This is a genomic window from Streptomyces amakusaensis (assembly GCF_039532665.1).
Taxonomy (GTDB): Bacteria; Actinomycetota; Actinomycetes; order Streptomycetales; family Streptomycetaceae; genus Streptomyces; species Streptomyces amakusaensis.
Genome location: NZ_BAAASB010000008.1, coordinates 115973 through 128141, shown reverse-complemented (window position 1 = coordinate 128141; position 12169 = coordinate 115973). Strand labels below are relative to the sequence as shown.

Below are 12169 nucleotides of genomic sequence, written 5' to 3'. Positions count from 1 at the left end.
CCCGGGGCCCTCCTCACCGTGTTCGCCGCCGGTCCGCCGTCCGGCGCCGGCCGCGCTGTCACGCGCGGGCCCGGCGCCGGAACGGCTTCTGCTCACGGCCTGGGCTCACCCCCAGGAGTTGACGGTGAAGCGCTCGCTCAGCGCGCGGGCGCCGATGGCGTACTCGCGCAGTTCGCCGGCCTTCTCGATGAGGAGTTCATCGCCCGAGGAGGCCGCGATGTCGGCCAGCCAGCCGTAGGTCTCCTCCGCCGGCACGTCGTAGCTGAAGTGCACCTTGGAGAGGAGGAAGAGGAATTCCTTGAAGTTCGAGCGGTCGACGACCTGCCCGAGGCCCTTGATGGCGTCCAGCCGGGCCGCCGGAAGGGCGGGGCGCTCGATGATCCGGGCGTCGGTGGAGGGCTGGTAGCGGGAGGCGTCCCGGAAGATGTCCTTCTCCTCGTACGCACCGTCGAAGGCGAAGTCCACACAGAGCATCTGGCGGCTGTTCGGGGAGAAGTTGGCGGCCGCGTGGACCGAGCCCGCGTCCAGGAACCAGATCTCGCCCGGTCGCATGTTGATGACCGTGTCGTCGTTGGAATGCAGGGCGGCCGGGTTCTCCTCCAGGAAGATCAGGACCCGGAAGTACTGGTCCGCGTCCCGGTCCAGCTCCACGAAGTCCCGGTGGGGGATGACGACCGCGTCCACGAGATTGCGGGTGCGCACCATCTTGATGTGATCGGTGTTGAAGGTGCTCTCCACCAGTTCGCGCAGGTAGGAGCAGTGCTTGCCGTGCTCGGTGAGCTGCGCCGCCATGTCGGTGTCGCGGTAGAGGTCGTCTCCGGCGTCACCGGTGCTGTTCCACAGGGGCAGGTTTTTCCAGTACCCGTTGCTGAACTCGTCGTAGCCCTCTTCGCCCCGGGGCAGCGAGGCGAGGTATTCGAGATCCCTGGACAGGAGTGTCTCGTCCAGGTCGATGCGTCCCAGGATGTGTGATCTCAAGACTGACATCACCTTTCGGAATCGTCTTGCGGGTCCGGTGGGTGGTCACCGTCGGGCCCGCACAGGTCAAGTACCGCGGACATGCCTCGCTCCGCGGCGTCCCCCATGGGTCTTTCCGTGCGGGCCCCGTGGTTCCGTCCCTCCCGGGACAGCGCGGGGCCCGCGATGCGTTGTGGTGTTGGGGGTGTGCCGCGTGGGGCCTACCGGTCCGGCATCGATCCGCGTTGGGCGGGTCGATGTGGCTTGAACGTTATGCCTGACCTGAATGTATGGCAAGGCTTACCTAAGTTGATCTTCAATATGACACGTACGTCACACCCGGCGCAACCCGGGGGTGTGACGGGGGCCACTCGCAACTCGCCCTGGGGTGTGACGTCCTGACGTAAGGTCGCCCACGGCGGAGTGACGGTGATCTCGTTGTCGTCGCGCCCGCCCGACTGGAACAATCCCGGGAGCGAAGCCGAGGGCGCCCCTTTCCAGGGGCCCGCCCCGCGCGCTCGGCGTCCCGCCGTCCGCGCCCCGGGCCGCGCCGTCGCGTCCCCACCCCACCCGGACACGACCGCGCCCCGGGCCGCCGCATGCCCGAACCCCACCCGACCCAGCCGTACCGACCGTGGAGTATCACGTTGAATCCGACCGAGACCTATCCGGTCCTGCCCCGCTATGTCACGGACGGGCTGCCCGCCTCCTGGCTCGAGGTGCCGGCCCCGCCCACCGGCTTCACCCGGGGCGATCTGTTCTACCGGCCGGTCCGGGCGGACGGCCCCGACGTACCGATGATCTGGGAGTGGATGAACCGGCCCCACACCGCGAAGGGATGGGAGTACGACTGGCCCCTGGAGCGCTGGCAGGCCCACATCGACGCACAGCTCGCCACCGGCTACTCCCGGCCGGTCATCGTGGAACAGGACGGGCGGCCCATCGCCTACATGGAGTTCTACCGGATGGCCCAGGACGTCGTGGGGCACCACTACCGCGCCTCGGCGCACGATCTGAGCATGCACCTCGCGATCGCCGACCTCACCGACACCGGGCGCGGCCTCGGCAGCCGGATCATCGGAGAGGTCACCGACGAGTTCTTCCTCCGGGACCCGTACTGCAACGCCGTGGTCTACGAGCCCGACGCGGCGAACGCGGCCTCCCGCAGGATGATCGAGAACAATGACGCCGCCTGCCTCGGCGAGGTCCAGGTCCGCCACCGCAGGATCGCGCTCTACGCCAAGGCGCGGGAGGGCCACCCCCTCCCGCGCATGGAGGCCTGAGCCCGGGCCCGGCCGGGCATTTCCCCGATGCGCCCTCGGCCCGGCCGCGCGGCCCGTACGCTGACGAGCCGGTCGGGTCGGCGGGAGGCGGTCGGTGGGCAGAGCGCGAGACACGAGACCCGCGGTGCCGCCGCCGGTGCGCGGGTGGCTCGGGCCGATCGGGGCCCTCGCCGCACTGGCGGTCCTCGTGCTCGGGGTCCGGTACGCCGGTCACGGCCGGCCCGGCGCGGCGGACGCCTGGGTCCAGTCGGCGGCGGAGGGCGTCCGGCCCCGGTGGCGGCGGCTCGCGCTGGCCACGGACTTCCTGGGGGAGCCCCTCGGGGCGGCGATGCTGCTCGCGGCCGTGGTGACGGTGTGTCTGCTGCTCCGACGGCCGCGCGCGGCGGTGCTCGCCGTCGCCGGCACGGGTCTGGCCGTGGGCGCGACGAAGCTGATCAAACCCCTGGTGGGACGCACCATCCACGACGGGCATCTCTCCTACCCGAGCGGGCACACCGCCTTCCTCACCGCGCTCGCGCTCGTCGTGGCGCTGCTCCTGGCCGGCCGGCTCGGCCTCGGCAGGACGGCCGGCGCCCTGCTCGTGCTCGGCGCGGCGCTGGCCGCCGGGGCCGCCATGGGCTGGGCCCAGGTCGTCCTGGGCGCGCACTATCCGACCGACGCGCTCGGCGGCTGGTGCACCGCCCTGGCGGTGGTCCCGGCGACCGCGTGGCTGGTCGGCCGGACCACCGGCGCGGGCCGCCGGGAGCGCCGCTGACGTCACATCACGGCGGGCCGCGCGGGCCGCGTCACGCCAGACGGCGGAAGACGGGCCTCACCGGCTGCCCGCCCAGCCAGGGGGTGGGGTCGCCGGCGTCCAGCGCCTTCCGGTACACCGCGCAGGCCCGGGCCACCGCGTCGACGGTGTGGTCGATGTCGGCGTCACTGAGCGCGCTGCTCACCACGAAGGAGGGGGCGAGCACCCCGCCCGCGAGGAGCTGACGCAGAAACAGGGTGCGGTACGGCTGCGAGGGCCGCAGCTTCTCGTCGAGGGTGGCGAAGACCAGATTGCTGGCCCGGCCCCGGACGACGAGGTGGTCGCCGACGCCCGTCCCCGCCGCGGCCTCCCGCACACCGGCGGCCAGCCGCTCGCCGAGGGCGTGCAGCCGCGCGGTTGTGCCCTCCTCGGTGTAGGTGCTGAGCACGGCCATCGCGGCGGCCAGCGAGTGCGTCTCCGCGCCGTGCGTGGTGGACAGCAGGAACACCCGGTCGCGGGAGTGGCGCAGCCCGCCCAGCTCCATGAGGTCGCGCCGCCCGGCCAGCGCCGAGACGGCGAACCCGTTGCCCAGCGCCTTGCCGAAGGTGGAGAGGTCGGGGACGACCCCGTACAGACCCTGGGCCCCCGCCTCGGACCAGCGGAAGCCGGTGATCATCTCGTCGAAGACCAGGACACAGCCGTGCCGGTCGGCCAGCTCGCGCAGACCGGCGAGATACCCGGGCGGGGGCTCGGTGTGGGTGGCGGGTTCGAGGATCAGACAGGCGATCTCGTCCCGGTGGCGGGCGAGCAGTTCCTCGGTGGCGGCCAGGTCCCCGTAGGGGAAGGTCACGGTCAGCTCGGTGGTCGCCGCCGGAATGCCGGCGGACATCGGCGTGGTGCCGATGAACCAGTCGTCGACGGAGTAGAAGGGATGGTCGCCGCAGACGGCCACGCGCGGGCGCCCGGTGGCGGCGCGGGCGAGGCGCACCGCGGCGGTGGTCGCGTCGGAGCCGTTCTTCGCGAACTTCACCATCTCGGCGGTCGGCACGGTGGCCAGGAAAAGCTCCGCCGCCTCGACCTCCACGATGGACGGCCGGACGAAGTTGCTGCCCCGGTCCAGTTCCCGCCGCACCGCCCCGATCACGCGCGGGTGGGTGTGGCCGAGGCTGACCGACCGAAGACCGGAGCCGTACTCGACATAGCGGTTGCCGTCCACGTCCCACACATGGGCCCCGCTGCCGTGGCTGATGACCGGGGCCAGGTTCTCGGGGTACTGGTCGTCACCCTTGGCGTAGGTGTGCGCGCCCCCCGGGACCAGGGCATGCAGCCGCTCGTTCGCCAGCCGCGACCGGGGCAGCAGGAACTCTTCGGTGTCCACGCGGACCTCACCCTTCCTTGTGCTTCAGGATCTCGGCGAGGCTCGGGGCCTCCCGGTCCCGCCGGGACATCGACACGGCCGGGAGCGGCCAGGGAATGGCCAGCTCCGGGTCGTCGAAGGCGATCGTCACGTCCTCCGCCGGATCGTGCGGGCGGTCGATCCGGTACGAGGTGTCGGCGGTCCCGGTCAGCGCCTGGAAGCCGTGCGCGCACCCCGCCGGGATGTACACGCTCCGCTGCGTCTCGTCGGACAGCTCGAAGAAGGCCCGGCTCCGGTACGTCGGCGAGTCGGCGCGCAGATCCACGACGACGTCGAAGATCCTCCCGTACGAGCAGCGCACCAGCTTGGCCTCGCCGGCTCCGGAGCGCAGATGCAGACCGCGCAGCACGCCCCGGGCCGAGCGGGACACGCTGTCCTGGACGAAGGCGTCCGGGTCGAGGCCCACCGAGCGGACCGCGTCGGCGTCGAAGGTGCGGCAGAAGAAGCCGCGCTCGTCGGCGTACGGCGTCGGCTCGAACAGATACGCGCCGGCGATCGCCGGGACTTCGGTGACCTTCATGGAGCCTCTCGCAGAGTGTGGGTGCGGGCGTTCGCCGGGAACACGGCGGAGGTCAGGGCGGTGAACTGGCGCTCCAGCTCCCGGGCGGCGATCAGATTCCGCCCGGCGAGGGTCCGCCGCAGCCCCGCCGCGCTCTTCTCCAGCGCCCGGAACTGCTCAAGCAGCCGGTCGGCGTCGACCTCGCGAGCCGGGTGGCGGTACGCGTCCAGCCCCATCCGGGCCATGAGGGCGTCGCTCTTCGCCGCGTAGCTGAGGGCGAGCGTCGGCGTGCCGGCCTTCAGCGCGCAGACCAGATTGTGGTAGCGGGTCGCCACCACCGTGTCGGCCGCCGCCATCTCCTTCATCAGATCGGCCAGCGAGGCCGTTTCGGCGGCGGTGACCAGCGGCGAGTCCACCGCGCCGAGGATCGCGTCGACCACCGCCGTGTCGACCTCGTCGCCGGTGAGCAGCCGGACCGGTCTGCCGTCCTCGGCCAGCGCGCGGACGAAGCGGGTCGTCCCGTCGAGATAGCGCCGGTGGATCTCCCCGGCCCGGGCGCGGTCGTCGTCGCCGCCGTGGAAGTCCATGACGCCGACGCAGACCGTGCCCGGCCGGTCGGACGGGGGGCCAGGGGAGCCCGGGGGAGTGCCGGCCCGAGGAGCGGGCAGGGCGAACGCGAGGTCCGGGTAGACCTCGTCGCGCGCGGTGTCCACCCCCATAGCCCGCATCGCCTCGCGGGACGGCTCGTCCCGGTACGACCGGTACGCGGCCAGCCGCGCCGACCAGCGCACCAGGGCCCGGGTGGGCCGGCTGCCGATCGCGGCGGCCCCGACGCTGACCAGCGCGACCCGGGTGCCGAACAGCCGGCCGCTCGCGCAGAGCAGGAACAGCGAGTACGGGAAGCCCCACGGCCGCAGCGGCAGCGTGGCCTCCAGGACGCCCATGCCCGGCACGATCACCACGTCGTGCCGGCGCACCCAGGCGGCGGTGCGGAAGACGTCGACGAGTTTGCCCAGCCCCTTCCCGGCGATCGCGCCCGCACGCGACGCGGTCCGGTACTCCCCCCGGTACCAGTGCAGCCGCGTCGCCGGAATCCGGTACCGGGCCGCGACGGCCTCGGGCCCGCCGCACAGCGCGTCCACCACCGCCTCGGGGTGCTCGGCGCGGAGATACCCGAGCACCGCCTCCAGCGAACCGTCGTTGCCGAGGTTCCCGGAGCCGAGCAGGCCGAACACCCCGACGCGCACAGGCGTCACGCCTGCCTCCCCGTACGGTTCTCACGGCCGGCGACGAGATCGTCGACGGAGACCGTGAGCAGACGCGGATCCACCGGGGCGCGGTCCTCGACCCGCTCGCCGGCCCCCGGCCGGGCCCGGCTGGCGGCCCAGGCGGCCAGATGGCGGTAGCACTCACGCCGGTCCGCCGGGGAGAGCGGCACCCGCCGGACCGCCGAGACGAAACCCCAGACGTACTCGGCGAGCAGCCGGGGCGTCGGGTGCAGCGGCCCCGCCCGGCGCGGGTCGAGATTGACGCACCGGGAGCGCTTGCCCGGGTTCGCCCGCTCGGCGCGGGTGGGGTGGTCGCGGCGGAAGTACAGCAGCTCCGGCACCTGGTGGAAGGGCCCGTGCAGACCGATCTCGGCGACGAACGTCCGGTCCGCGTGGTGGTAGCTGTCGTGCGGCTTCACCCGGCGCAGCACATCGGCCCGCATCACCCCGTAGAAGTCGTCGCCACCGGGCTCGAACAGCATGCTGCGAAAGCGCTCCGGCGCGTGCGGCGAGTCGGTGGCGAGCCCGTACTCGTACGGGACCTTCACCCGGCCCTCGCCGTCGATGACCGCCTGGCCGCTGTGCGCGAGGATCACCTCCGGCCGCTCGTCCAGCGCCTGGACGCAGCGCCGTAACAGATCCCGGGCGTACAGGTCGTCGTGCGAGGCCCACTTGAACAGCTCGCCCCGGCACTCGGCGAACACCCGGTTGTGGTTCGGCGCGGCCCCGATGTTCCGGGGCAGCCGCAGATACCGGATGCGCGAGTCCCGCGCGGCGTACCGGCGGCAGATGTCCTCGGTCCCGTCGGTCGAGGCGTTGTCGGAGACGACCAGCTCGAAATCCTCGTAGGTCTGGCCGAGCAGGGCGTCCAGCGCCTCGGCGAGATACTCCTCGCCGTTGTACACGGGCAGTCCGATGCTCAGCCGGGGAGTGCGGCCAGACACAGTCATGACGTCCTTACCTCAGTGATCGAATCGCGATGGTGCTCACGCAGGGCGGACCGCAGTTGCAGCCACCACGCGGCAGAGCCGACGACGGTCGCGGCGGCCACGCCCCAGGCGGAGCCGACCGTGCCGGCCACGGCCGCTCCGCCGAGTCCGCCGCCGACGTAGCAGGCGGAGGCGAAGAGCTGGCAGCGCAGGCTGCGCCGGGCCGCGGCGAGCGCGCGCAGCCCGGCCGCCGCGCCGACGCCGAGTCCGGCGCCCGCGACGCCGAGCGTGGCCGGCACGATGAGTTCCGAGGCCGAGTGCCAGACGCCGCCGAGGACCAGCTCGCCGAACCGGTCGGGCACCAGCAGCAGCGCCGCGCCCCAGAGCAGCGCGGCGACGGCCTGCCCGCCGCCGAGCAGAAGACAGAACAGCCGCAGCCGGTGCGGGGCCCGGCGCAGGACCCGTGCCGCCTCCGCGACGGTGACCAGCGACAGCCCCATCAGCACGGCGAGGAACGGGCCGAGCAGCAGCTCGGCCCCCCGGACCACGCCCACCGCGCCTACCCCGACGATCAGGCCGAGGCCGTAGGCCCGCAGCTGGGCCGCGCCGCTGACCCCGACGTTCTCGACCAGATACCGGTAGCCGAGGTCGCGGTGCTCGCGGAGCCAGGCGCGCGCGCCGCCGGGCCGGGGCCGGATGCCGGACTGGAGGCAGCCGTACCCCGCCGCGACCGCGGCGGCCGTGCCCCAGGCGAGCACGAAGGCGACCACGCTGCCCACATGGGCGGCGACCAGCAGCGCCGGGACGAGTGCGATGCCCCCCAGGAGGTCGTTGACGAAGGCCTTCCGTCCGGTGCCGGCGGCGAAGAACGAGAACCGCCAGGCGTCCTGGAGCAGCAGCCCCGGCAGGACGACGCCGAGCGCGGCGAACGCGGGCCCCGCGCTGCCGCCGAGACTCAGCCCGGCCACCAGACACACCGCGCCGGCGGCGGTGCCGACGCCGAGCGCGGTGCCCGTCGACCGGGCCGCCGCCGCGCGCCAGGGGGCGACCGGCACCCCGCTGAAGCGCACCATCAGCGGGTCGGTGGACACCCCCCGGGAGACGCTGAGGACCACGCCGTAGGTCACCCAGGCCAGGCTGAACAGGCCGAACGCGGCCAGCCCCAGGGAGCGGGCCACATAGACGCCCACCGCGAAGTTGGTCATGCTGCAGACCGCCTGGTCGGCCAGTCCCCAGGACAGCCGGCCGGCCAGGGCCCGTCCGGCGCCCGGCCGGGCGCGCCCGGCCGGGGCCGTCGTCCTCTCCCTCCCGGTGGGCATCGGCGTCATGCCTTGATCAGCCCGGCGGCGTCCAGGGCCCCGGCCGCGACGGCGACGGTGTCGAACGGCAGCCCGGACCGCTCGGCGACGTCCAGCAGACCGTGCTCGCCGTCGGAGAGGCTCAGCACCCAGAGCATCGCCAGCTGGGCCTGTTTCGCGTCGCTGCGACCGCCGAGCGAGTCGTACAACCCGCGGCGTCCCAGCTGCGGTTCGCCGTAGGGGCTGAGATTCAGATACCGCCGGTTGCGGTCGAGTACGCCGAAGGCCTCGCGGCAGACGGCGAGGGTGTCCGCCATCGCCTCCGGGGAGACGAAGTCCGGGTTGTCCGCCGAGGTGTGGTACTCGGGGTAGCCGGCGTACGGGGTCCGGCTGAGCGAGCCCACGCCGAGATCGAACCCGGGCGAGCAGAACTGCCGCTCGTCATAGCCGTACGGAGTGAACTCATTGACGTTGTGCGGGCGTTCGGAGGCGGCCAGCACATGCCGCATCACCCGGTCGATCTCCGCGTCGCCGCGCCTGCTCTGCTTGTACGTCAGCCGTCCCGGGTCCCCGGCGCAGGCCAGCACCAGCCCGTGCTTGACCCTCTCCACCCGCTCCGTGTTGCGGGCCAGCCAGGTGATCGCCCCGATGGTGCCGGGCGCGAAGATGAACCGGTAGGTGTAGTACGGGGTTTCCTCCGCCAGCGCCCTGGCCAGGAATGTCGCCACCGCGATGCCGGCCAGGTTGTCGTTGGCGAGCGACGGGTGGCAGACATGGCAGGAGACGATCACCTCGTCGGAGACCTGCCCGGGGACCACATGCTCGGCGTAGGTGAGATGGCCGTCCGCGAGCGTGGAGTCGATACGCACCTCGTAATCGCCCTCCGGCAGCGCGTCCAGGGTCTCCTGGGACAGACAGAACCCCCATTCCGGCCGGTAGTAGCTGGTGCGGTACGGCACCCAGGCCGGATGGTCCGGCAGGGTGTGCAGATGCCCGCGCAGCTCGGACAGCGGCATGGTCGCCGACACCGGCACGCTGTAGCCGAGTACATGGAGACTGGACGCGGCGAAGTCGACGACCCGCCTGCCGGCGGCGTCGGCGATGTACGCGTCCCGGATGTTCCACTCCTTGGGCACCGTCCAGTCGAGCACCCGCGTCCCGGTCGGCACCTCGTGCAGCTGGAGCGGAATGTACTCGTCGATGATCTCCAGGGTGGCGCGCACACCGTCGCCGGTGATGCTCCGGCAGAGCGGGTACAGCCGCTCCACCAGCGCGTGCATCTCCTCGCCGACCGCGGTCACCGCCGCCACCGCAGGGTCTCGTCGACGGCGCCGGCCTCGGACGCCGCGCGCAGCACGGCGAGGCGGGTGAAGCGCCGCTCGAAGTCCTCCCGGGTCAGCCCGTGTTCCCGGTAGGCGTCGGCGAGTTCGAGCGCGCCCCGCTTCACCGTCCACTCGCAGTCGAAGCCGGGGATCGCGGCGCGGAACCGGGCGAAGTCGACCCGGTACGAACGGGGATCCGCGCCGTTCTCCCCGGTGATCACCACCTTCGCGCCGGACACCGCCTCGGCGACCTGCTCGGCGATCTCGGCGACCGTCACGTTGTTGATCTCGCTGCCGATGTTGAACGCCCGGTCGTGCACCGCCTCCCTCGGCGCGCTCAGCGCGGCCGTGAAGGCCCGCGCTATGTCGGCGGCGTGCACCAGTGGCCGCCAGGGTGTTCCGTCGGAGAGCACCAGCACCTCGCTGGTCAGCAGCGCGTGGCCCACCAGATTGTTCAGCACGATGTCGGCGCGCAGCCGGGGCGAGTGGCCGAAGGCGGTGGCGTTGCGCAGGAACACGGGGGTGAAGTCGCCGTCGGCGAGCGCGTGCAGATCGTCCTCCACCCGCACCTTGGACTCCGCGTACGGCGTCACCGGGCGCAGCGGGGCGTCCTCGGTCACCAGCCCGTCGCCGCCGGCGGCACCGTAGACCGAGCAGGTCGAGGCGTACAGGAAGCGCCGCACCCCGGCGTCGCGGGCCAGCCGGGCCAGCCGCACGGAAGCGTGGTGGTTGATGTCGTAGGTGAGGTCCGGGGCCAGCGCCCCCAGCGGGTCGTTGGAGAGCGCGGCCAGATGGATCACGGCGTCCGCCCCGGCCAGGTGTTCCGCCGTGATGTCGCGCAGATCCACCCGGTGCCCGGGCGGGTCCTCGGGCGGCGGGCCCAGTACACAGTCGGCGAACAGGCCGGAGTCCAGCCCGACGACCTCGTGCCCGGCGGCCGTGAGCACCGGGGCCATCACGGTGCCCAAATAGCCTTGATGTCCGGTCAGCAGCACGCGCAAGGTTCATTCCCCCAGATCGAGAGTGAGTTTGGTGACGGCGAACGCCTCGGCGTAGCGCGTGTGGCATTCGATGCCGCGGATCCGCGCGAGGCCGAGGAAGGCTTCCCGGTCGTACCAGGGCCGGTGCTGTTGCGAGGGGTAGTGCTCCTGGAGCAGCCGCGCCTTCTCCTCGGCGGCCTCCGGGGACAGCGGCTGGTACGCCGCCGGACGGCCGAGGTCGCCGTCCCACTTGACGATCTCGTAGCCGAGTACGAGGTGGTCGCGGAACGCGGTGGACATCAGCTTCGCCAGGCCGCGGTGGTCCTGGTGCGCGTCATCGGTGCGCGGGGCCAGCACGAGATCCGGCTCGGTCCGCGCGCGCAGCTCCTCGACCGCCGCCTTGGCCTCCTCCCACCGGGCCGGCAGCCGGCCGTCCGGCAGCTTGAGCACGGTCAGCCGCAGATCGGCGCCCGGGCAGAAGGCGGCGAGCGCGGCCCGTTCCTCCTGTTCCCGCTCGCCCCCGCCGCCGGAGAGCACCAGGGCGTCCACGCGGATCCCCGGCCGGGCGAGACACATCGTCAGCAGTGTGCCGCCGGCCCCGATGGCGATGTCGTCACAGTGCGCGCCCACCGCGACGATCCGCTCCAGCCGGCCGGCCCCGAGCCGGATCACGCGGTCCTCGCGGCGGCGACCGCCCCCGCGCCGTCCCGCTCCCACACGGCCCACGGGCGGTCGCCCCGGGCGTAGGCGGCGTCGAGCGCGGCCCGCTCCTTCACGGTGTCGGTCGGCTTCCAGAAGCCGCGGTGCCGGTGCGCCACCAGCCTTCCGCGCTTGGCCAGTCGGGCGCAGCCGTCGGCGACCAGGTCCCCGTTCTCCGGGATGTGGTCGAAGACCTCCTGGCGGAGCACGAAGTAGCCGCCGTTCTCCCACAGCGGCAGTTCGCTCACCGGGGTGATGCCTCCCACCAGGCCGTCCTCCCCCAGCTCCACACAGTGGAACGAGGACTGCGGCGGCACCACCATCATCGACGCGCCGGCGTCGCGCCGGGCGAACCGGTCGATCATCTCCGGCAGCGGGGCGTCGGTGAGCACATCGGCGTAGTTGGCGAGGAACATCTCGTCGCCGTCCAGATGGTGCCGCACCCGGCGCAGCCGCTCCCCGATCGGCGACTCGATGCCCGTCTGCACAAAGGTGATCGTCCAGTCGGCGATGTCGGTGGACAGCAGCTCGGTCCGCCCGTTCGACAGCACGAAGTCGTTGGACGTCGTCTCCTCGTAGTGGAGGAAGTAGTCCTTGATGTGATGGGCCCCGTAGCCGAGGCACAGGATGAACTCCGTGTGCCCGAAGTGCGCGTAGTAGCGCATGACGTGCCAGATCAGCGGTCGCGAGCCGACCATCGCCATCGGCTTGGGTATGTCGTCGGCCGCTCCGCTGCGCATGCGCAGCCCGTAACCGCCGCAGAAAAGGACGACCTTCATGCTGT

Annotated in this window: 12 protein-coding genes; 2 read left to right on the top strand and 10 right to left on the bottom strand. The window is 72.5% G+C overall.

What is annotated here, in order from left to right; genetic code table 11:
- Positions 1-105 precede the first annotated feature (105 nt).
- Positions 106-978 carry an aspartyl/asparaginyl beta-hydroxylase domain-containing protein gene (locus tag ABD371_RS16330; RefSeq protein WP_344477440.1) on the bottom strand — a complete coding sequence of 291 codons (873 nt, stop codon included), beginning with the start codon at positions 976-978 and terminating at the stop codon, positions 106-108.
- 626 nt (positions 979-1604) lie between these two features.
- On the opposite strand from ABD371_RS16330, the gene ABD371_RS16325 reads away from it, so the two are divergent.
- Positions 1605-2240, top strand: coding sequence for a GNAT family N-acetyltransferase (locus ABD371_RS16325; RefSeq protein ID WP_344477438.1), 636 nt, complete (start codon positions 1605-1607; stop codon positions 2238-2240).
- A gap of 94 nt (positions 2241-2334) precedes the next feature.
- Complete coding sequence (locus ABD371_RS16320) at positions 2335-2994, top strand: phosphatase PAP2 family protein (RefSeq protein ID WP_344477436.1); 660 nt, start codon at positions 2335-2337, stop codon at positions 2992-2994.
- A 31-nt stretch (positions 2995-3025) separates the two neighbouring features.
- Here ABD371_RS16320 and ABD371_RS16315 read toward each other — a convergent pair whose 3' ends face one another.
- The 9 genes from ABD371_RS16315 to ABD371_RS16275 are packed head-to-tail and all read right to left on the bottom strand — an operon-like array spanning position 3026 to position 12164.
- Positions 3026-4351, bottom strand: coding sequence for a glutamate-1-semialdehyde 2,1-aminomutase (locus ABD371_RS16315; RefSeq protein ID WP_344477434.1), 1326 nt, complete (start codon positions 4349-4351; stop codon positions 3026-3028).
- A gap of 7 nt (positions 4352-4358) precedes the next feature.
- Positions 4359-4910, bottom strand: a complete 552-nt coding sequence (rfbC, locus tag ABD371_RS16310) for a dTDP-4-dehydrorhamnose 3,5-epimerase (protein ID WP_344477432.1) — start codon at positions 4908-4910, stop codon at positions 4359-4361.
- Positions 4907-6145: a polysaccharide pyruvyl transferase family protein gene (locus ABD371_RS16305; RefSeq protein WP_344477430.1), complete on the bottom strand. Its 1239-nt coding sequence runs from the start codon at positions 6143-6145 to the stop codon at positions 4907-4909. Before ABD371_RS16305 ends, rfbC begins: the two co-directional genes overlap by 4 nt.
- Positions 6142-7107: a glycosyltransferase family 2 protein gene (locus tag ABD371_RS16300; RefSeq protein ID WP_344477428.1), complete on the bottom strand. Its 966-nt coding sequence runs from the start codon at positions 7105-7107 to the stop codon at positions 6142-6144. Before ABD371_RS16300 ends, ABD371_RS16305 begins: the two co-directional genes overlap by 4 nt.
- A complete protein-coding gene (locus tag ABD371_RS16295; RefSeq protein WP_344477425.1) occupies positions 7104-8414 on the bottom strand; it encodes an MATE family efflux transporter in 1311 nt (436 codons plus the stop codon). Before ABD371_RS16295 ends, ABD371_RS16300 begins: the two co-directional genes overlap by 4 nt.
- Entirely contained in the window at positions 8411-9694 is a 1284-nt protein-coding gene (locus ABD371_RS16290; protein WP_344477422.1) for a DUF4910 domain-containing protein, read from the bottom strand. Before ABD371_RS16290 ends, ABD371_RS16295 begins: the two co-directional genes overlap by 4 nt.
- Complete coding sequence (locus ABD371_RS16285) at positions 9682-10707, bottom strand: NAD-dependent epimerase/dehydratase family protein (protein WP_344477419.1); 1026 nt, start codon at positions 10705-10707, stop codon at positions 9682-9684. Before ABD371_RS16285 ends, ABD371_RS16290 begins: the two co-directional genes overlap by 13 nt.
- A gap of 3 nt (positions 10708-10710) precedes the next feature.
- Positions 10711-11358: a PIG-L deacetylase family protein gene (locus ABD371_RS16280; RefSeq protein ID WP_344477417.1), complete on the bottom strand. Its 648-nt coding sequence runs from the start codon at positions 11356-11358 to the stop codon at positions 10711-10713.
- Positions 11355-12164, bottom strand: a complete 810-nt coding sequence (locus ABD371_RS16275; RefSeq protein ID WP_344477415.1) for a glycosyltransferase family protein — start codon at positions 12162-12164, stop codon at positions 11355-11357. The genes ABD371_RS16280 and ABD371_RS16275 overlap by 4 nt, the downstream gene beginning before the upstream one ends.
- Positions 12165-12169 lie beyond the last annotated feature (5 nt).

Excerpts from the sequence above, each read along its gene's own strand:
- rfbC (WP_344477432.1), bottom strand. The coding sequence starts at position 4,910 with ATGAAGGTCACCGAAGTCCCGGCGATCGCCGGCGCGTATCTGTTCGAG.
- ABD371_RS16275 (WP_344477415.1), bottom strand. The coding sequence starts at position 12,164 with ATGAAGGTCGTCCTTTTCTGCGGCGGTTACGGGCTGCGCATGCGCAGC.
- ABD371_RS16300 (WP_344477428.1), bottom strand. The coding sequence starts at position 7,107 with ATGACTGTGTCTGGCCGCACTCCCCGGCTGAGCATCGGACTGCCCGTG.
- ABD371_RS16295 (WP_344477425.1), bottom strand. The coding sequence starts at position 8,414 with ATGACGCCGATGCCCACCGGGAGGGAGAGGACGACGGCCCCGGCCGGG.